Below are 19,430 nucleotides of genomic sequence, written 5' to 3' on the forward strand. Positions count from 1 at the left end.
GCTGAACTGGCATCGCGTGCCCGGAAGGATGAGGATGGATCGCATGCCTCGATTGACCGACGCGGATGCCGCGATCTTCTGTTCGGATCTGTCGATCGCCCGGCTCTCCGCCGACACCCGCGTCGTCGACGGGGTATCCCTGCGGATATTGCCCGGTGAGACGGTCGCGGTCATGGGCGCGACCGGTTCGGGCAAGTCGAGCCTCGCGTCGGGTCTCGCGGGCGCGGACCACCGTGATCTCCGCATGGTCGGCGGCACAGGCGAGGTCGCCGGGATATCCTTGCGCGCCCGTGGTCGTGCACGCCGCATCCGCAGCTACCGGACGGGCCACCTGGCGCAGGGCGTCAACTCGGCGCTGCCGTCCAGGCTGACGATCGCCGAGATCGTGGCCGAACCCATCACGGCGCGCGACCGCCGCGTCAACGAGCGCGCGCTCGCCCTCCGCGTCGCCGCACTCCTGGACGAGTTGCAACTGCCCATCGGCGCCTCGGAGAAGTACCCCTACGAGCTCAGTTCGGGTATGCGTCAGCGCGTCGCGATCGCCCGCAGCCTCGTCCTCGACCCGAAAGTGCTCATCGCCGACGAACCGTATGCGAATCTCGACGTGGACGTCCGTCCCGCTGTCCGCGACGCCCTCCTGCGGCGCACGGCGGAGGGTATGGCGCTGCTGGTCGTGACGAACGAGAGGGAGCTCGTGACCGATCTCGAGGCGCAGGTTCTCGTGTTGCGTGCGGGGCACCCCGTCGGTGTCGGGCGGACTCTGGACGACGTTCTCTGGACCCCCGACGAGGCGACACGCATCGGCGGCTGATGTCACGAGCACCCCTCGGGCTTTGCTACGATTGTGTGGTTGCCCGGTGACGGGTGACTGATCCTCGGTAGCTCAATTGGCAGAGCAATCGGCTGTTAACCGATAGGTTCTTGGTTCGAGTCCAAGCCGGGGAGCCACGGAAAGCCCGGACCTCGCGAGGTCCGGGCTTTCGTCGTTCGACGCGACCCGCGGTCGCTGCGTCACGCCTCCGCAGGAGGCGTATCCAGAACACGGATCCGCGACTCGATCTCGTCGGCGAGCGCCTCGACATCCCGATCGTCCGCCACGGCCACAAGGCCCTGACGCTCGAACACCCAGGAGACGCCGCCACAGGTCAGGGCGAGACGACCCTTCGTGATGATCCGGCCGTATGTGCCGGCTGAGGAGGTGACATCGATGCGGGAGAACGCCAGGTCTCGGATCTCGGAGTACGGGAAAGTCTCGTCGCGAACCTGCCGACCGGTCCACCCGCTCTTCCCGCGGAAGCGCAGCCGCCGATCAGTGACGGCGAGGACCCCCTCGTGAGGCTGCACGTGCCCCGCATCGCCGTTGGACGTGTGGAGCGCGGCGACCACTGATTCGCCGGGGTCCAGGCTCTGCTCGATCTCGGTGAGGATCCTCGTGCGCGCTCGGTCCATGACGTGACGGTACCGCGACCTGAACCCGATAGTGTGCAGAGCGGATTGCAGGAGCACGTGGGGGGAATCACGATGACGGATCATACGAGCGCGCCTGCCGGGTGGTACCCGGCGCCGCACGCCGGGAACGAGCTGCGGTACTGGAACGGCAGGGAGTGGTCGGCCACACCCCCGCCTGCTGCGCCGGCGTCGTGGCCGACGCCCGCGATCGTTCGACCTCTCCGTGGCATCGCGGGTGCCACCCGCATCCTCCTCATGGTCGGCGCGGTGTTCTCCTTCTTCGCCGTTCTTGTCGAGGCGTGGGGGCTCGTCGCCATCGAGGCGTTCGACAGGGGGGTCGCGCCGGTCTCGGATCTCGAGCTCTACGACAGGCTCTCCGTGCCGGGCAGCCTCGGGTCGTCGGCGCTCCTGCTGGCGGCAGGGATCTGCTGGCTGGTGTGGCAGTACCGCGCCGCAGTCCGCGTCCGCGCTGCGAACCCGACCGCCGTCCGGCGCGCGCCCGTCTGGCACGTCGTCTCGTGGCTCATCCCCGTGGTCTCCTGGTGGTTCCCCTTCCAGAACGTGAAGGATCTCGTGGTGGCCTCGCGCGCCAACCTGACGGCCGGGATCCTGGGCACCTGGTGGGGCCTCTGGATCGCCTCGACGGCGTTCGTGGGGCTGTCCGGCAGATTGTCGTGGAGTGCCCAAAGCCTGTCGGATTACCGTGCCGTGATGGCCACGTCGCTGGTGGGGGAGCTGCTCTCCATCGCCGCGGTCCCGTTGGCCATCATGATTCTGACGCGAACGACGGACGCCCTGGATCCGGCCGCGCGCTGAGCCTCACGCCGTGAGCAGCGCTCGCACCTCGGCGTCACCGGAGCCGCTGGACGCCACGATGCGACCTCGCTCGAGCCGGAGGAACTGGAACTCGGCCACGTTCACGTGACGGCGCGTCGGCAGGATGCCGCGCCACGGCCCGGTGTGCGTGCCGCTGCCGCGCAGGTGCGCGGCGATGCGGTCATCCTCCGCGACGAGCTGAATCGTCTTCCATCGCCAGTCCGGGAAGCCGTGGAACAGGTCCGCGAGGTCGTCGATCCATGCATCCGCCCCCGCGGCCAGGTGCGCCCTGCGGACCGCGGGATCGAGGAATGCGCGAACGGCGGTCAGGTCATGTCGGTTGCAGGCGTCGAGGTACTCCTCGAACCACCCGTGCAGTTCCCACGGCTCCACGCGGGCGCCTCAGGCGTCGAGGTCGTCGACGCCCGGCATCCAACTCTGTCCCGGCTTGCCCCAGCCGCGCTTGCGCGCGATCTTCTGCGTCGTCTTCCAATCGGAGTCCGACAGCCGGTCGATGTAGAGGATGCCGTTGAGGTGGTCGAACTCGTGCTGCATGATTCGGGCGCGCCAGCCGTCGACACGGATGCGGACTTCGGCGCCGTCGAGGTCGGTCCCGGTGACGAGCACCTCGTCGGCGCGGCGGAGCGGGAACCGCTCTCCGGGGAACGACAGGCATCCCTCCGACTCGTCGTCCGGATCGGGGGAGCCGGGTTCGGGAGGAGACATCCAGAGCTCGGGGTTGATGATCACGCCCCGCCAGGGGGCGCCGTCGTCGTCCTGATACGAGTAGGTGTAGATGCGCAGTCCGACCCCCACCTGGGGAGCGGCGAGGCCGACGCCGGGGGCGGTGTCCATCGTCTCGAACATGTCGGCGACCAGGGTGCGGATCTCATTGGTCACCTCCGGAACAGCAGCGGCGACGGAGTGGAGGACGGGATCGCCCATGATGCGAATCGGAAGTACGGCCACGTCAGAAGCCTAACGAGGCTCGAGCCCGGTATCGTCGAGGCGTGATTCATGCCGGAACACCGATCAACGATCTCACCGATGAGCTGGTGGGTGTGTTCGGGAACCCGGCGATCCTCATCGGCATCCCGCTGGCCGTCATCGGTGCGGTCTTCATGTCGTTCGGTGCGCAGTATCAGCACCGCGGCGTGCAGAAGGTCGAGCGGCTCACGGCGCAGGCCGGCGTCTCGGGGCTGACCGGCGGTCAGCTGGTCCGGCTCCTGACCCGGCCGTCCTGGGTTCTCGGGACCGTCATGCTGGGGCTCGCGATCGTCTGTCAGTTGGCGGCGCTGTCGTTCGCGCCGCTGATCCTCGTCCAGCCGATCGGCGCGATCTCGCTGGTGATCACGACGCTTCTCAACGCGCGGATCAGCGGACACAAGCCGACCCGGCGGTCGATCACGTCGATCGTGCTGTGCGTGGGCGGGATCTTCATCTTCGTCACGGTGGCGGCCCTGTACGCCACCGAGCGCCCGATCAGCGATGGCCAGCTCCTCACCGTTCTTTTCATCCTCCTGGGCGTCGTGGTCGTTCTCGGCGTGCTCTGGGGCACGCTTCGCAAGCGGATGCGGGCGCTCTTCTACATCGTGGCCGCCGGCGTGGTCTACGGATTCGTCGCCACGCTCGCGAAGGTCGTCATCAACCGCATCTCGAACGGCGACTTCGAGTGGCTCACCGTACTGTGCGTCGTTGCGCTGCTCGCGGGCACCGCGATGGGCGCGTACTTCGTCCAGACGGCGTATTCGTCCGGACCGCCGGACCTCGTGATCGCGGGCCTCACGGTGATCGATCCGATCGTGGCCATCGTGATCGGGCTCGCGGTCCTCAATGAGGCTCAGGGCGCACCGTTCGGCGCCTACATCGGGTTCGCCGTCGCCGGCGCCCTCGCCGTGACCGGGGTGTTCCAGCTGGCCCGCTACCACCCGCAGGTGGTGAGCGAGAGCCAGGAGATCCCCATCACTCGTGGCAGCGGCGATGCGGACGGGACGCAGCCCTCCACGGGTTCGGTGCGCATCACGGAAGCAGTGGCGAAGGTGTGGCCCGACCCGCCCGTGAAGGACGACGACCGACGCAAACGCTAGGCTCGTCTGCACAGGGGGCGGTGGCCAAGCTGGTCAAGGCAGCGGGCTCATAACCCGACGATCGTGGGTTCAAGTCCCACCCGCCCTACACGGCTAGCACGCGACGAGACGTAACAAGAACGCCCCTGCTCCTGATAGAAGGGCAGGGGCGTTCTTGTCACGCTGATTCAGCCGGCCTCGGCGTCCGGCTCCATTTCGTCGCTCTCCTGCTCGGCAGCCGTGATGTCGTCGTCGCCGACGTCACCTTCGGCCTGGCTGGGCTTGTCGGGGATGGAATCGCTCATCATGTCTCCTTTCGACGTGCACATCGAACGCCCTGACGGCACTGAACCCGCAGGGGCTTGACAGCCCTACGGGTTCCGACGCTGGACGGCGTCGTAGGACGGCTGCCGGACGGCATTCACCCAGCGATACATCCGTGCACCAGGCAGCGCATTCCTCCCCGCGTCGAAGCGGACCTCCGAGTCTCCTCCGCGGGAATTCAGGCTCAGGAGCGCGAACGGATCCACTCGATTCCGGAAGCACGGTCTCGATCTCCCCAGAGGACGTCGCCACCCAGGACCAGCCCACGCGGATGGGTGGGGCGCGGCGAGCGCACCCCCTGCAACGCGAGGAAAAGAAGCTGCAGCGCGCGACCGAGCGCGCCGAGGGATGCCGGCGCGTCAGGGATTCTCGTCATCCTCCTCGGTGACCTCGTCACCGGCGCGGGCGGCATCGTTCTTCACCTCGTCGCTGACGGCATCGGTGGGAGGAGCGTCGTCGGCGTGAGCGTCGTCGGCGTCGCGCGTGTGCGGGGTGTTGTCGCTCATGATGTTCCTTTCGTCGGGCCTCAGCCTGCGCCCGCGACATCGCACGGCCCACGGGGTTGACGAATGCTGTGCGACCTGGTGTTACACGGTTGTGATTCGACCTCCGGATGAGCGATAATAGCCGCACAACCGGATATCCGGCCAGCACTCTCCATCAGGTCGTAGGGGAAGACGTACCTGAACGAACGGAGAGATCGATGGCCACACCTCACGCGCGCGGAGTGATCTTCATCCACTCCGCGCCACGCGCGCTGTGCCCCCACCTCGAGTGGGCTGCTGGTCGTGCCCTCGGGCATGCCGTCAGCTTCGACTGGGCTGATCAGCCCGTCCAGCCCGGCAGTCGCCGCGCAGAGTTCTACTGGGAGGGCCCGGTGGGCAGTGGCGCGGCCCTCGCCACCGCGATGCGCGGGTGGGAGCACCTGCGATACGAGGTGACGGAGGATCCGACGCCGCGCAGCGACGGCGGACGTTGGCTCCACACTCCGAGCCTCGGCATCCACTACGCGCAGACGGATGCCTCCGGCAACGTCGTCGTGGGAGAGGATCGCATCCGCTACGCCATGGAGATCGCCGCCGGCGACATGAGCGAACTGCAGCGGGAGCTCGACGTCGCGCTCGGCGCGTCGTGGGACGAGGAGCTCGAGCCGTTCCGCCATGCGAGCGACGACGCCCCCGTCGTCTGGCTCCACAAGGTCGGTTGAGACGACTCCACGCGAGTCGACACTCCACGAACGAAGGGTTTTCAGGCGGGGTGAGCGGGCCTCGACCGGCTTCGGACGGCTTCCCGGAGACCGGGGCGGCTACCGCCCCGCCTGATCTGAAACGACGAACGCCCCCGGTGGCTTCCCGGGGGCGTTCGTCGTGTTCGGTTCAGACCGAGCGGAATGCGACGACGGCGTTGTGGCCGCCGAACCCGAACGAGTTGCTGATGGCCAGCTGGTCGCCGTCGCCGAGGGCGACCGTGTCGCCGGAGAGGCGGAACGGGACGGCCGGGTCGGGCTCTGTGATGTTGATGGTCGGGGGAGCGACGCGATCGCGGAGCGCCAGCACCGTGAACATCGCCTCCAGCGCGCCCGTGCCGCCGAGGAGGTGACCGGTGGACGCCTTGGTGGCGGACACCGGCAGCTCGTCGACGCGGTCGCCGAAGACGGCCTTGAGGGCGACGTACTCGTTCGGGTCTCCGACGGGGGTCGACGTCGCGTGCGCGTTGACGTGGGTGACGTCGTCGGGCGAGGCATCCGCCATCTCGAGCGCGAGACGGACAGCTCGCGCCGCACCGGTGCCCTCGGGGTCGTTGGCGGTGATGTGGTACGAGTCCGCCGTCACGCCGCCGCCGACGAGTTCGGCGTAGATCTTCGCGCCGCGCGCCTTCGCGTGCTCCTCTGTCTCGAGGATCAGGACGGCAGCCCCCTCGCCCATGACGAAGCCGTCGCGGTCGATGCTGCCGGGGCGGGATGCCGTCTCCGGTGAGTCATTGCGACGAGACAGCGCCTGCATGGAGGCGAAGGACGCGATCGTGATCGGGTGGATCGCCGACTCGGTGCCACCGGCGATCACGATGTCGGCGAGACCGGCGCGCATGTGCTCGAGAGCGTTGACGATCGATTCGGTGCTCGACGCGCAGGCACTCGCGAACGTGCGGGCGTAGGCGCGCGCGCCGAAGTGCAACGACAGGTTGCCTGCCGCGGCGTTGGGCATGAGCATCGGGACCGTCATGGGCATGACGCGCCGCGGGCCCTTCTCGCGCAGCGTGTCCCACGCATCCAGCAGCGTCCAGACGCCGCCGATGCCGGTGGCGAACTCGACGCCGAGCCGGTCGGGGTCGACCTCCGGCGCGCCGGCGTCCTCCCAGGCCTCCTTCGCCGCGACCATCGCGAGCTGCGATGACGGGTCGAGGCGCTTGGCGACGGGACGGTCGAGGACCGTCTCGGGCCGAACCTTCGCCTCAGCGGCGAAGGTGACGGGCAGCTGGTACTGCTCCACCCAGTCGTGCTCGAGCGTGCGGGTGCCGGACACTCCGGCGAGGAGTGCCTCCCAGCTTTCGCTCGCTGTGCCGCCGATGGGGGAGGTCGCACCGATACCGGTGACGAAGATTCGCGTGTTGCTCATGATTCCCTCGTGCTGCTCCGGTGGGGGCGGACCCCCACCGGACGCGCGGATCAGGCCTGGTTGGACGAGATGTAGGTGACGGCGTCGCCGACGGTCTTGAGGTTCTTGACCTCGTCGTCGGGGATGGTTACGCCGAACTTCTCCTCGGCGTTGACGACGATCGTCATCATCGAGATCGAGTCGATGTCGAGGTCGTCCGTGAAGGACTTCTCGAGCGCGACCTCGTCGGCCGAGATGCCGGTCTCGTCGGTGATGAGCTCGGCCAGGCCGGCGAGGACCTCGTCGTTGGTGAATGCCATGGGATTTCTCCTTCTGTGGTGGTCGGGCCCAGCCGGGCCGCTAGTCAGTTTAGGTGGGGGAGGGCGGTCGTCACGGGAGGACGACGACCTGAGCGCCGAACACGAGCCCGGCGCCGAAACCGATCTGCAGGGCGAGTCCGCCGCTGAGCTCGGGGTGCTCTTCCAGGAGACGGTGGGTCGCCAGCGGGATGGATGCCGCGGACGTGTTGCCCGTGGTCTCGATGTCGCGGCCGATCACGACGGTGTCTGGCAGCTTCAACTGCTTGGCGAACTCGTCGATGATGCGCATGTTGGCCTGGTGCGGCACGAACGCCGCCAGATCGTCGGGGGTGATGCCCGCGGCCTCGATGGCCTGGCGAGCGACCTTGACCATCTCCCAGACCGCCCACCGGAACACGGTGGGACCCTCCTGGCGGAGCGTCGGCCAGGGGGCGACTCCGTCGCGGAACTCGGTCAGCGTGTGGTTCATGCCGACGGCATCCGCCTTCGACCCGTCCGATCCCCAGATGGTGGGGCCGATACCCGGAGTCTCGCTCGGCCCGACGACGACAGCGCCCGCGCCGTCGCCCAGGAGGAACGAGATCGAGCGGTCGGTCGGGTCGACGACGTCGCTGAGCTTCTCGGTGCCGATGACGACGGCGTAGTGCGCGGCACCTGCACGGATGAGGGCGTCGGCCTGCGCGACGCCGTAGGCGAATCCTGCGCACGCTGCGTTCAGGTCGTAGGCGGCCGCGGGGTTCGCGCCGACGCGGTCCGCGACGATGGCCGACACCGAGGGCGTCTGCTTCGGGTTGGAGATCGTGGCGACGATCACGGCGTCGATCTTGTCGGCGGGGATACCTGAGCGTTCGATGGCCTCGGCGGCGGCGTCGGCCGCGAGATCGATCGCCGAGGTGTCGGCATCCGCCCGCACACGCGTGATGATGCCGGTGCGCTGGCGGATCCACTCGTCGCTGGAGTTGATCGGCTCGATCAGGTCCTCGTTGGGGACCGCGTTCTCACCGCGCGCGGCGCCGTAGGAGTAGATGCGGGTGTGGGCCGCGCCGGTCGGCTGGATCAGCTGGGGGGTCATGCGTTCTCTCCGGTCAGGAGGCCGTTCGCGGCGGCGAGGTCCTCGGGCGTCTTCACCGCAACAGACGGTACGCCGCGCAGCCCGCGCTTGGCGAGTCCGACGAGGGTGCCAGCGGGAGCGAGCTCGATGATGCCGGCGACGCCGTTCTCTGCGAACGACGCCATGCACAGGTCCCACCGGACGGGGTTGGCGACCTGCGCCACGAGGAGGTCGAGCGCGGCGCGCCCGTCCGAGACGGTGCCGCCGTCGCGGTTGCTCCAGAGTGTCAGGGAAGGATCGGATGCCGCGACCTCGGCTGCCGCGGAGCGGAGGGTGTCGACGGCCGGCGCCATGTAGCGCGTGTGGAATGCGCCGGCGACCTGCAGCGGGATCACCCGGCTGCCGCGGGGTGCCTCAGCGGTCAGCTCTGCGAGAGCGGGGAGCGCGCCGGCGGCCACGATCTGACCACCGCCGTTGTAGTTGGCCGGGGTGAGGTCGAGGTCCTCCAGGCGTGCGAGGACGGTGGACTCGTCGCCGCCCACGACGGCGCTCATGCCGGTCTCCTCGAGGGCCGCGGCCTCGGCCATGGCGCGCCCGCGGATGCCGACGAGGCGCATTCCGTCTTCCTCGGTGAGTACGCCCGCGGCGACGAGCGCGGCGATCTCGCCCACGGAGTGACCCGCGACGCCATCGGGACGGTGGCCGGCATCGACGAGCGCACGCCACGAGAGGAGGCTCGCGGCGACGATGAGGGGCTGGGCGACCTTCGTGTCACGGATGCGGTCGGCATCCCACTCGGTGCCGGCGGCGACGAGGTCGACCTCGGCGTACGTGGAGTACTGCTCGAGCAGCTCACGCGTCCCTTCGGTCTCGAGCCACGGTGTGAGGAACCCGGGGGTCTGAGAGCCCTGGCCCGGGAAGACGGCAATGATCACGATGTCCATCCTTGCAAGTTCGCGTCGGCGATGCTGTCGGTCCGCGCACAAGAAAGCGCGATTCGTTTGTTCGAGTCGTACAGGAGATCAGGTGCGGCGCACGGCGCGGCGGCGGGTCACATCGCCGCCGATAGATCCGAGGATCAGCGCCGTCTGGAGGATCAGCGCCTCACGCGGCCCCGTGGCATCCCACCCGATGACGTCCGAAACGCGCTTCAGGCGGTAGCGGACCGTGTTGGGGTGCACGAAGAGCTCCCGCGCCGTCGCCTCGAGAGAACGCCCGTTGTCGAGGTAGCTCCAGAGGGTCGTGACGAGATCGGTGGAGTGCGACTGCAGGGGCCGGTAGATGCGTTCGATGAGGGTCGCCTTCGCGAGCGGGTCACCCGCGAGTGCGCGCTCGGGGAGCAGGTCGTCCGCATCCACGGGACGCGGGGCGTGCCGCCAGGACTTCGCCACCGCGAAGCCCGCGAGAGCAGCGCGCGCGCTGACGCCTGCGTCCAGGAGGGCGGGCGCCGTAGGGCCGAGGACGAGATGACCGCTCCCGAACCCCGGCTCGAGGCGGGTCGCGATCTCGGTGAACGGGAGCTCCTCGGCATCCTCTCGCCCGGCCTGGTCGGCGCGACCGATGACGAGGACGAGACGGGAGCCCTGCACGCCGATGAGGACGTCGACGCCGAGTTTGCGCGCGGTTCGGCGCACCTGGTCGACGTCGAGCTGCGGAGGAGTCGTGCCCACGAGGACGGCGACCTCGCCGTGGCCGTGCCAGCCGAGGGCAGCGATGCGGCTCGGGAGCTCTTCATCCGCTTCGCCCGTCAGGATCGAGTCGACGACGAGCGCCTCGAGGCGGGCGTCCCACAAGCCGCGTGCCTCCGCAGCGCGGGCGTAGACGTCCGCCGCGGCGAAAGCCACCTCGCGCGAGTAGAGCAGGATGCTCTCGCGCAGTCCGTTGCCCCGTCCGGCGACCCGCTCTTCGGTCGTCTCGACCGTCACCTTGATGAGCTGGAGCGTCTGGGTGAGGCTGATGCTCCGGAGCAGCTCGCGCGGGGCCGATGCGAAGACGTCGGCCGCGATCCAGGGCGTCGAGTTCGGGTCGTCGTACCAGTCGACGAACGACGAGATGCCCGACTGCGCGACGAGACCGACGGCCGACCGGCGGCCCGGAGGCATCTCGGCGTACCAGGGCAGGTACTCCTCGAGCCTCCGGAGCGTCGTGGTCGCGAGATCACCCGAGATCCGGCGGAGCCACGCGAGTGTCTCCGCCTTCTCCTGGGCGGTCGGCCGTTCGGTCATCGCGCGGGTCAGGCTTCGCCGCCCGCGTTGCCGGAGGTGCCGGCGTTGACGTCGTGCAGACGGTACTTCTCGATGGCCTGCGCCGACAGGCCACGGTCGACGACGCCGTCCTCGGCCAGGGCCTGCAGGGTGCGCACGACGATGGACGGGCCGTCGATCTTGAACTGACGGCGGGCGGCGGCCCGCGTGTCCGAGAAGCCGAAGCCGTCGGCACCGAGCGTCGCGTAGCGGCGGGGCACCCACTGGCGGATCTGGTCCTGGACGGCGTGCATGAAGTCGCTCACGGCGACGATCGGGCCCTCCGAGTCGCGGAGCTTGTCGGTGATGTAGGCCGTCTTGGGCTCGTCGGTCGGGTGCAGGAAGTTGTGCTCGTCGGCGGCGAGACCGTCGCGGCGGAGCTCGGTCCAGCTGGTCACCGACCACACGTCCGCCACGACACCCCAGTCGTCCTTGAGGAGCTTCTGCGCCTCGTGAGCCCACGCCAGGCCGACGCCCGACGCGAGGATCTGGGCGCGGTGGCCCTCGCCCTCACCGGTCGAGACGCGATGGATGCCGCGGACGATGCCGTCGACGTCGACATCCTCCGGCTCCTTGGGCTGGACGATCGGCTCGTTGTAGACCGTGATGTAGTACATGACGTTCGGGTCCTCGTGCTCCCCGCCGTACATGCGCTCGAGACCCGACTGCACGATGTGCGCGATCTCGTAGCCGTAGGCCGGGTCGTACGAGACCGTCGCCGGGTTGGTCGACGCGAGCAGGTGCGAGTGGCCGTCGGCGTGCTGCAGGCCCTCACCCGTGAGGGTGGTGCGGCCGGCCGTGGCACCGATGATGAACCCGCGTGCCATCTGGTCGCCGGCAGCCCACTGGGCGTCGCCCGTGCGCTGGAAGCCGAACATCGAGTAGAAGACGTAGACCGGAATGAGCGGTTCGCCGTGGGTCGCGTAGGACGTGCCGACACCGGTGAAAGCGGCGAGGGCGCCGGCCTCGTTGATGCCGACGTGCATGATCTGGCCCTGCGGGCTCTCCTTGTACGCCAGGAGCAGCTCGCGGTCGACGGACGTGTAGTTCTGCCCGTTCGGGTTGTAGATCTTCGCCGTCGGGAAGTACGCGTCCATACCGAACGTGCGTGCCTCGTCGGGGATGATCGGGACGATGCGGTGGCCGAAGTCCTTCGAGCGCAGCAGGTCCTTGAGCAGTCGCACGAACGCCATCGTGGTGGCGACCTCCTGCGTGCCCGACCCCTTCTTCGGCAGCGCGTAGACGCTGTCGTCGGGAAGGCTCAGCGAGGTGTGCGTGCTGCGACGCTGCGGGAGCGTGCCGCCCAGCGCGCGACGACGCTCGACCATGTACTTGATGGTCTCGTCCTCGGCGCCCGGGTGGTAGTACGGCGGCTCGTAGGGGTTCTCCTCGAGCTGGGCGTCCGTCAGCGGGATGTGCATCTGGTCGCGGAACAGCTTGAGGTCGTCGAGCGTCATCTTCTTCATCTGGTGCGTCGCGTTGCGCCCCTCGAAGTGCGGACCGAGGCCGTAGCCCTTCACGGTCTTCGCCAGGATGACGGTCGGCTGGCCCTTGTGCTCCATGGCGGCCTTGTACGCCGCGAAGACCTTGCGGTAGTCGTGGCCGCCGCGCTTGAGGTTCCAGATCTGCTCGTCGGAGTAATCCTTGACGAGGGCGGCGGCGCGCTCGTCGCGGCCGAAGAAGTGCTCACGGACGTACGCGCCGTTCTCGGCCTTGTAGGTCTGGAAGTCGCCGTCGGGCGTGCTGTTCATGAGGTTCAGCAGAGCGCCCTCGGTGTCGCGGGAGAGCAGGTCGTCCCACTCCCGGCCCCAGACGACCTTGATGACGTTCCAGCCGGCACCGCGGAAGAAACTCTCGAGCTCCTGCACGATCTTGCCGTTGCCGCGGACGGGGCCGTCGAGGCGCTGCAGGTTGCAGTTGACGACGAAGGTCAGGTTGTCGAGGCCCTCGTTGGCGGCGACCTGCAGCTGACCGCGGCTCTCGACCTCGTCCATCTCGCCGTCGCCGAGGAAGGCCCAGACGTGCGCGTCGGAGAGATCCTTGACGCCGCGGTTGGTGAGGTACTTGTTCGTCATCGCCTGGTAGATGGCGTTGATGGGGCCGAGGCCCATCGAGACGGTCGGGAACTGCCAGTAGTCCGGCATGAGGCGCGGGTGCGGGTACGACGGCAGACCGTGAGGGGCAGCGGATGCCTCCTGGCGGAACCCGTCGAGCTGCTGCGTCGTCAGACCGCCCTCGAGGAACGAGCGGGCGTACATGCCGGGGGAGGCGTGCCCCTGGAAGAAGACCTGGTCGCCACCGCTGGAGTGATCCGGACCGCGGAAGAAGTGGTTGAAGCCGACCTCGTACAGTGCCGCCGAGGACGCGTACGTGGAGATGTGGCCGCCGACGCCGATGCCGGGGCGCTGCGCGCGGTGAACCGTGAGGGCGGCGTTCCAGCGGATCCAGCTGCGGTAGCGGCGCTCGACCTCTTCGTCGCCGGGGAACTCGGGCTCGCTGTCGACGGGGATCGTGTTGATGTAGTCCGTCGTGGGGACCTGCGGGACGCCCAGGTGCAGTTCACGCGAGCTCTGCAGCAGGCTCAGCATGATCTCGCGGCCGCGGCTCGCTCCGCGGGCGTCGACGAGTTGGCGCAGGGAATCCTGCCACTCCGACGTCTCTTCCGGGTCGCTGTCCTGCGGGCCCTGCGAGTACGGATCCTGATCGTTGACAGTCACAAGAGGCCTTTCGTCGCCTGGCAGATCGTGCCAGGAAGGAGGGATCGAGCGAGGGCGCGCTTGTTCGCCGCGCACAACTCGCTTGTCTTCAGCCTACCCATACGGTCCCGGTGCTGGACGCCGCTGCGCCCCCTCTAGACTCGGTACGTCAGGGCCTTTAGCTCAGCTGGTAGAGCGCCACGTTTACACCGTGGATGTCGTCGGTTCGATCCCGGCAGGGCCCACCACCGGCATCCCGTCGCTCCTGTCAGTCCCGACCGGCGACCTTCGGCGTCGCGGGGTCGATGTACAGGTCGCCGCCCTTGCCCAGGCGCGAGTGGCGACGCGAGTACGCGAAGTAGATCACGAACCCGAGCGCGAGCCAGATGAGGAAGCGGAGCCACGTCTCCACCGTCAGGTTGAGCATGAGGTAGACGCACACGACCACCGACAGCGCCGGTAGCCACGGGTTCAGCGGCACACGGAACCCGCGTTCGAGGTCGGGGCGACGGCGGCGCAGGACGATGACGCCCACCGACACCAGCACGAATGCCGAGAGCGTGCCGATGTTCACCATCTCCTCGAGCACCCCGACCGGAGTAAGGCCGGCGACGAGGGCGACGACGACCGTGACGATGATCGAGATCACCCACGGCGTCCGGAACCGGGGGTGCACCTTCGCGAGCCCGCGCGGCAGGAGGGCGTCGCGCGACATCGCGAAGATGATGCGCGTCGCGCCGATCATGAGGGTCAGCACGACCGTCGTGAGACCGGCGACGGCGCCCGCCGAGATGACCGTCGCCATCCAGGTCTGCCCGTGGAAGGCGAAGGCGTTGGCGAGCGCTGCGGCCGGGTCGAGCTTGTCGTAGGGAACCATCCCCGTCACGACGAGGGCGACCGCGCCGTAGAGCACCGTGCAGATGATGAGCGAGGCGATGATGCCGATCGGCAGGTCGCGCTGCGGCCGCTTCGTCTCCTCGGCGGTCGTCGCCACGACGTCGAATCCGATGTAGGCGAAGAACACCAGGGCCGCACCCGCGAAGATGCCCCCCACGCCGAAGGCGGTCGGCTCGATGCCCGAGAAGAACTGCAGAAGCGGCTGCGTCAGACCGGACGCGGTCTCGCGTGGAGCGGCGTCGGGGATGAAGGGGGAGTAGTTCGCGGGGTTCACGAACATGAGCCCTGCGACGATCACGAACAGGACGATGAACAGCTTCACCGCGACGAGCACGAGGTTCACCCGCAGGGATTCACGGATGCCGACGGTGATCAGCACGCCGAGGACGACGACAAGCAGCACGGCCATCAGATCGATCGTCCCGCCGTACCCGATCGCCTCGGGGATCGGGGCGCCGAGCTGTTCCAGGAGCGCTCCGAGATAGGCGCTCCACCCCTGCGCGACGACGCTCGCCCCGAGGAACATCTCGAGGATGAGATCCCAGCCGATGATCCACGCGAACAGTTCGCCGAGGGAGGCGTAGGAGAACGTGTAGGCCGACCCCGACACCGGGACGGTGGAGGCGAACTCGGCGTAGCACATCGCGGCGAGACCGCACGCGATGGCGGCCACGACGAAGCTGATGACGATCGCGGGACCGGCGACCTCGTGCGCGGCCCGTCCCGTGAGCGTGAAGATTCCGGCGCCGATGACGACACCGACCCCGAAGACCGTGAGGTCGAGGGCCGAGAGCGACTTCTTGAGCCGGAACTCCGGCTCCTCGGTGTCGGCGATCGACTGTTCGACCGTCTTGGTGCGCAGCACGCTCATGCTGTTCTCCTCCCGCGCGATTCCGGCACGCAATGCTAGTGCGTCGCGGCATCCGGTCTGAAGACCACGCCCCGACGGCCGGCCACCCGCGGGGTAGGTTGGAGGACGTGAAAGCCAGCTTTACCGACCAGCGCCGTCTCCTCGATCTCGCCGACGCCGACATCGCCGTGCGTCGTGCGGATCATGCGCGACAGAACCCCGCGCAGGCTGCGCGTGTGAAGGAGCTGCTGGCGGAGCGGGCGACCCACTCGGCCGAGCTCACCCGCCGCCTCGGCGAGCGTGACGATGCGAAGGCCGAGCTCGCCCGCATCCAGTCCGACGTCGCGGTCGTCGACGCCCGCACGGCGCGCGACAACGATCTGCTGGCGTCGACATCGAGTGCGAAGGACGCCCAGGGCCTCGAGCATGAGATCGCATCGCTCGCCCGGCGCAAGAGCGATCTGGAGGACGCCGAGCTCGAGCTCATGGAACGCCTCGAGGCTGCGGACGCCGCGGTGGCGGAGCAAGAGGCGCTCATCGCTTCGGTGAACGAGGAGGGCGCGCGACTGAGCGCCGAGGCCAAGGCCACCGTCGCCGAGGCGACGACCCGCCTCGAGGCCGCGACCCGCGATCGTGCGGCGATCGCCGCATCGTTGCCCGCCGATCTCGTCGCGATGTACGACGGTCTCGCCGCACGCGGCAACGGTGCCGGTCACCTGCAGCGTCGCACGTGCGGCGGCTGCCACATGGTGCTCTCGGGCACCGACCTGAACGTCGTGCGTGCCGCGGCGGAGGACGACGTCGTCACTTGCCCGGAGTGCGGGTGCATCCTGGTCCGCGACGACGACTCCGGGCTCTGACCGATCCGGGTGCTCCCGCGGCGGGTCGCGTCCCGTGGATCGTCGTGGGCGCCGCCGAGGGGCGAATCTCCCTCGTCCTGCTCGATGTCGACGGGAGCCCGACGGAACGCGCACTCGTTGACGAGGGCGGCCTCGCGGACCGGGTCCGACGGGCGGACGAGTCCACCCGCTGGGTGTGGAGCGACACCTCGTACTGGTACCCGGAGCTGATCGCGGCGGGCGTGCGTGTCGCTCGCTGCCATGATCTCCGCCTCGCACACGCCATTCTGCGGGACAGTGCGCTCGCGGTCGATGCGGAGGTGCTTCGGCGTGCGACGGAGTGGGATGCCGCGGCATCCGTCGCCGACGATGGCCCGAGCGCCCTCTTCGATCTCGATCCCGGTTCCCGCGAGGCGCCGCACGACATCGAAGCCGCCCTCGCGGAGTTCGAACGGCAGCGTCAGGTGGTCGCCGCCGGCGCGACGAGCCTTCGACTGCTGGTCGCAGCCGAGTCCGTCGGTGCGCTCGTCGCGGCCGAGATGCACGCGGCCGGCGTTCCGTGGGACGGCCGGGTCCACGACGAGATCCTCACCGGGATGCTCGGCGAGCGGGATGCCGGCGGCCGGCCGCCCGCGCGCATCGTCGCCCTCGCCGCCGAGATCCGCGGACTTCTCGGCGACCCCGGCGCGAGCCTCGATTCGCAGCCGAAGCTCCTGCGGGCGCTGCATCGCGTCGGCGTCGCTGCCACGTCCACGAGCAAGTGGGAGCTGAAGGAGTACGACCACCCGGTCGTCGCCCCACTCCTGGAGTACAAGCGGCTCATGCGGATGTACACGGCGAACGGCTGGGCGTGGCGCGAGGAATGGGCTCCCGACGGCCGGTTCCGTCCGGTGTACGTCCCGGGCGGTGTCGTGACGGGTCGGTGGGCGTCATCGGGCGGCGGCGCCCTGCAGCTGCCGCGGCAGCTCCGGCCCGCCGTCCGCGCGGACCCGGGATGGACGCTGGTGGTCGCCGACGTCGCGCAGCTCGAGCCGCGCGTGCTGGCGGCGATGTCGCGGGATGCCGCCCTCGCCGACAGCGCGCGCGGCACCGATCTCTACGAGGGGATCGTCTCGCGTGGCGTGGTCAGCACCCGCTCCGAAGCGAAGTTCGCCCTGCTGGGCGCGATGTACGGCGCGACGACGGGCGACAGCGGCCGCCTCGTCCCGGCCCTCCGACGGGCATACCCGCGGGCGATGGGTCTCGTGGATGACGCGGCCCGCGAGGGGGAGGAGGGCGGCGTCGTCTCGACCTGGCTCGGGCGGTCCAGCCCGGCTCCCTCGCCCGGGTGGCGCGCGGTGCAGAGCCGAGCGGGCGACCCCGACGCGACCGAGACGGACCGCACCCAGGCCCGGCGTATCGCGCGCGACCGGGGCCGGTTCACCCGGAACTTCGTGGTGCAGGGCACGGCCGCCGAATGGGCTCTCGCGTGGCTGGGGGATCTCCGCGCCCGGCTGGCTGCGCTTCCGCCGGTCGATGACGCGGATGCCGCACCGCGGTCGGGCGCGCTCCACTCACGGCAGGCGCATCTCGCGTTCTTCCTGCACGACGAGGTCATCGTCCACGCACCCGCCGCGCATGCGGAGCAGGCGGCGGAGGCGGTGCGCCAGGCCGCGGATGCGGCGACCCGGCTCCTCTTCGGCGACATCCCCCTCGACTTCCGCCTCGACCTGCAGGTGCGGGTCGACGCGGCGAAGGGCTGACCGCGCGGACGACTAGACTCGACCCCGCGAATGGGTCGGCTGGACGGTCGCGTGGCGCGAGAGCGCACCGAGGAACGTCCGGGCTCCACAGGGCAGGGCGGTGGGTAACACCCACCCGGAGTGATCCGCGAGACAGTGCCACAGAGAGCAGACCGCCCCGGTTCCGACCGGGGTAAGGGTGAAAGGGTGGTGTAAGAGACCACCGGGGTCGTGGTGACACGACCCGCACGGTAAACCTCGCCCGGAGCAAGGTCAGACAGGGGATGCCGACGCGGCCCGCCGAGTCCCCGGGTAGACCGCTGGAGCGGCACGGCAACGTGTCGCCGAGAGAGATGACCGTCCACGGGGTTTCGACCCCCGGACAGAACCCGGCGTACAGGCCGGCCCATTCGCCCCCGCCGGCCCCTGAGTGTCAGCGCGCGGTGGTACCCGCGAGGTCCTCGCCCTCGTCGACCGACGCGCCGGAGTCGTCGCCGGCCAGCGCCAGGGCGGCCGCTCCGATGATGCCCGCGTTGTTGCGGTGCACGGCGGGGACGATCTCGGTCTTCAGGTCGAGCAGGGGCAGGAACTTGTCGGCGTGCTTGGAGACGCCGCCACCCACGACGAACAGGTCGGGGGTGAAGAGGAACTCGAGGTGGCTGTAGTACTGCTGCAGGCGGTCAGCCCAGGCATCCCACTCCAGCTCTTCGCGTTCCATGGCCGAGTAGGCCGCGAAGTGCTCGAAGTCCTTCTTGTGACCGGGGCGGTGCAGGTGTCCGAGCTCCGTGTTCGGGACGAGCACGCCCTTGTAGATCATCGCGGTGCCGATGCCGGTGCCGAGCGTGGTCAGAAGGACGAGGCCGTTCCGGTCCTTGGCGGCGCCGTACCGCATCTCGGCGACGCCCGCGACGTCCGCGTCGTTGGCGAAGTGGATCTGGCGGCCGAGGCCCTCCTCGAAGAACGCCTCGGCCTCGAAGTCGATCCAGGTGTCGGCGACGTTGGCGGCCGACAGAGTGCGGCCGTTCTTCACGATCGCGGGGAAGGCCACACCGAGCGGAACCTCTGCGTCGGTGACGTCGAGCTTCTCGAGCACCTCCCGGACGGCGGTCAGCACGTCGTCCGGTTCGGCACCCTTCGGTGTCGGAACCTTGATCCGGTCGGTGAGGAGGGTTCCTTGCGAGAGGTCGACGAGGGCACCCTTGATGCCCGTCCCTCCGATGTCGATTCCGACGGCGGTGGTGGCGGTCCCAGTCATGCCTTCGAGCCTAGTGCGCTCCCGGCGGGCAGACCGTAGGCGCCCGGCCCCGGCATCCGTAGGATGAACGCCACGAGGCCGAGGAGGACCCATGAGCGACGTCGACAAGTACTGGTACAACCTGAAGACCGGCGAGGTCCAGCAGGGGTTCGAAGCCCCGTCCGTCGACCGTGCGGGCCCGTTCGACACGGCCGAGGAGGCGTCTCGTGCGCCTGAGATCATGCGGGAGCGCTCGCGCGCGTGGGCTGCAGAGGATGCCGCCGAGGACGACTGACCGGGGCGCGGCGTCGCGTCACTCGGTCGCGGCGT

At 69.2% G+C, this 19,430-nt stretch carries 19 protein-coding genes, 3 tRNA genes and 1 other RNA gene; 11 read left to right on the forward strand and 12 right to left on the reverse strand.

The genetic code is table 11. The features are described 5' to 3' along the window. The first annotated feature begins 43 nt into the window (after nt 1-43). Nucleotides 44-811, forward strand: a complete 768-nt coding sequence (locus ABCU91_RS08790; protein WP_406924346.1) for an ATP-binding cassette domain-containing protein — start codon at nt 44-46, stop codon at nt 809-811. Between the two features lie 61 nt (nt 812-872). Then, nucleotides 873-948: transfer RNA gene (locus tag ABCU91_RS08795), tRNA-Asn, on the forward strand. 63 nt (nt 949-1,011) lie between these two features. Here ABCU91_RS08795 and ABCU91_RS08800 read toward each other — a convergent pair. Beyond that, the gene (locus ABCU91_RS08800; RefSeq protein ID WP_413353430.1) at nt 1,012-1,449 is read right to left on the reverse strand and encodes a hypothetical protein; all 438 of its coding nucleotides are present in this window, start codon (nt 1,447-1,449) and stop codon (nt 1,012-1,014) included. A gap of 72 nt (nt 1,450-1,521) precedes the next feature. On the opposite strand from ABCU91_RS08800, the gene ABCU91_RS08805 reads away from it, so the two are divergent. Further along, nucleotides 1,522-2,265 carry a DUF4328 domain-containing protein gene (locus tag ABCU91_RS08805; RefSeq protein WP_413353431.1) on the forward strand — a complete coding sequence of 248 codons (744 nt, stop codon included), beginning with the start codon at nt 1,522-1,524 and terminating at the stop codon, nt 2,263-2,265. Nucleotides 2,266-2,268: 3 nt separating this feature from the next. On the opposite strand, the gene ABCU91_RS08810 is transcribed toward ABCU91_RS08805, so the two are convergent. Further along, nucleotides 2,269-2,658, reverse strand: coding sequence for an ester cyclase (locus ABCU91_RS08810; protein WP_406924344.1), 390 nt, complete (start codon nt 2,656-2,658; stop codon nt 2,269-2,271). A gap of 9 nt (nt 2,659-2,667) precedes the next feature. After that, nucleotides 2,668-3,234 carry a peptide deformylase gene (gene def / locus ABCU91_RS08815; RefSeq protein ID WP_413353432.1) on the reverse strand — a complete coding sequence of 189 codons (567 nt, stop codon included), beginning with the start codon at nt 3,232-3,234 and terminating at the stop codon, nt 2,668-2,670. A 41-nt stretch (nt 3,235-3,275) separates the two neighbouring features. On the opposite strand from def, the gene ABCU91_RS08820 reads away from it, so the two are divergent. Continuing rightward, a complete protein-coding gene (locus ABCU91_RS08820) occupies nt 3,276-4,352 on the forward strand; it encodes a DMT family transporter (protein WP_406924342.1) in 1,077 nt (358 codons plus the stop codon). Between the two features lie 14 nt (nt 4,353-4,366). After that, a tRNA-Ile gene (locus tag ABCU91_RS08825) sits at nt 4,367-4,440 on the forward strand. A gap of 574 nt (nt 4,441-5,014) precedes the next feature. Here ABCU91_RS08825 and ABCU91_RS08830 read toward each other — a convergent pair. Continuing rightward, complete coding sequence (locus ABCU91_RS08830; RefSeq protein ID WP_413353433.1) at nt 5,015-5,161, reverse strand: hypothetical protein; 147 nt, start codon at nt 5,159-5,161, stop codon at nt 5,015-5,017. 197 nt (nt 5,162-5,358) lie between these two features. On the opposite strand from ABCU91_RS08830, the gene ABCU91_RS08835 reads away from it, so the two are divergent. Beyond that, a complete protein-coding gene (locus tag ABCU91_RS08835) occupies nt 5,359-5,862 on the forward strand; it encodes a DUF3145 domain-containing protein (RefSeq protein WP_065570645.1) in 504 nt (167 codons plus the stop codon). Nucleotides 5,863-6,031: 169 nt separating this feature from the next. On the opposite strand, the gene ABCU91_RS08840 is transcribed toward ABCU91_RS08835, so the two are convergent. The 6 genes from ABCU91_RS08840 to aceE form a co-directional block, all read right to left on the reverse strand. Beyond that, a complete protein-coding gene (locus ABCU91_RS08840; protein ID WP_406924340.1) occupies nt 6,032-7,270 on the reverse strand; it encodes a beta-ketoacyl-[acyl-carrier-protein] synthase family protein in 1,239 nt (412 codons plus the stop codon). A gap of 50 nt (nt 7,271-7,320) precedes the next feature. Beyond that, the gene (locus tag ABCU91_RS08845) at nt 7,321-7,569 is read right to left on the reverse strand and encodes an acyl carrier protein (protein WP_065570643.1); all 249 of its coding nucleotides are present in this window, start codon (nt 7,567-7,569) and stop codon (nt 7,321-7,323) included. 70 nt (nt 7,570-7,639) lie between these two features. Further along, nucleotides 7,640-8,641: a beta-ketoacyl-ACP synthase III gene (locus tag ABCU91_RS08850; RefSeq protein ID WP_091353294.1), complete on the reverse strand. Its 1,002-nt coding sequence runs from the start codon at nt 8,639-8,641 to the stop codon at nt 7,640-7,642. Next, a complete protein-coding gene (locus ABCU91_RS08855) occupies nt 8,638-9,555 on the reverse strand; it encodes an ACP S-malonyltransferase (RefSeq protein ID WP_413353434.1) in 918 nt (305 codons plus the stop codon). The genes ABCU91_RS08850 and ABCU91_RS08855 overlap by 4 nt, the downstream gene beginning before the upstream one ends. A gap of 87 nt (nt 9,556-9,642) precedes the next feature. Further along, a complete protein-coding gene (locus tag ABCU91_RS08860) occupies nt 9,643-10,845 on the reverse strand; it encodes a PucR family transcriptional regulator (RefSeq protein ID WP_413353435.1) in 1,203 nt (400 codons plus the stop codon). A gap of 8 nt (nt 10,846-10,853) precedes the next feature. Continuing rightward, a complete protein-coding gene (gene aceE / locus ABCU91_RS08865; RefSeq protein ID WP_406924337.1) occupies nt 10,854-13,580 on the reverse strand; it encodes a pyruvate dehydrogenase (acetyl-transferring), homodimeric type in 2,727 nt (908 codons plus the stop codon). 151 nt (nt 13,581-13,731) lie between these two features. Here aceE and ABCU91_RS08870 point away from each other — a divergent pair. Then, a tRNA-Val gene (locus tag ABCU91_RS08870) sits at nt 13,732-13,807 on the forward strand. A gap of 20 nt (nt 13,808-13,827) precedes the next feature. Here ABCU91_RS08870 and ABCU91_RS08875 read toward each other — a convergent pair. Further along, nucleotides 13,828-15,327 carry an amino acid permease gene (locus ABCU91_RS08875; protein ID WP_413353436.1) on the reverse strand — a complete coding sequence of 500 codons (1,500 nt, stop codon included), beginning with the start codon at nt 15,325-15,327 and terminating at the stop codon, nt 13,828-13,830. A gap of 107 nt (nt 15,328-15,434) precedes the next feature. Between ABCU91_RS08875 and ABCU91_RS08880 the strand changes: the two genes are divergently transcribed. The 3 genes from ABCU91_RS08880 (at nt 15,435) to rnpB (ending at nt 18,279) form a co-directional block, all read left to right on the forward strand. After that, on the forward strand, nt 15,435-16,166 hold the full coding sequence (locus tag ABCU91_RS08880) for a zinc ribbon domain-containing protein (protein ID WP_413353437.1): 732 nt from the start codon (nt 15,435-15,437) through the stop codon (nt 16,164-16,166). Beyond that, nucleotides 16,124-17,887, forward strand: coding sequence for a bifunctional 3'-5' exonuclease/DNA polymerase (locus tag ABCU91_RS08885; RefSeq protein WP_413353438.1), 1,764 nt, complete (start codon nt 16,124-16,126; stop codon nt 17,885-17,887). Before ABCU91_RS08880 ends, ABCU91_RS08885 begins: the two co-directional genes overlap by 43 nt. Nucleotides 17,888-17,918: 31 nt before the next feature. After that, an RNA gene (rnpB, locus tag ABCU91_RS08890) (RNase P RNA component class A) lies at nt 17,919-18,279 on the forward strand. A 20-nt stretch (nt 18,280-18,299) separates the two neighbouring features. Here rnpB and ppgK read toward each other — a convergent pair. After that, a complete protein-coding gene (ppgK, locus tag ABCU91_RS08895; RefSeq protein WP_413353439.1) occupies nt 18,300-19,121 on the reverse strand; it encodes a polyphosphate--glucose phosphotransferase in 822 nt (273 codons plus the stop codon). A gap of 91 nt (nt 19,122-19,212) precedes the next feature. Here ppgK and ABCU91_RS08900 point away from each other — a divergent pair, with 91 nt between their 5' ends. After that, on the forward strand, nt 19,213-19,395 hold the full coding sequence (locus ABCU91_RS08900) for an SPOR domain-containing protein (RefSeq protein ID WP_413353440.1): 183 nt from the start codon (nt 19,213-19,215) through the stop codon (nt 19,393-19,395). Nucleotides 19,396-19,430 lie beyond the last annotated feature (35 nt).

The organism is Microbacterium phoenicis (assembly GCF_047302325.1).
Lineage (GTDB): Bacteria > Actinomycetota > Actinomycetes > Actinomycetales > Microbacteriaceae > Microbacterium.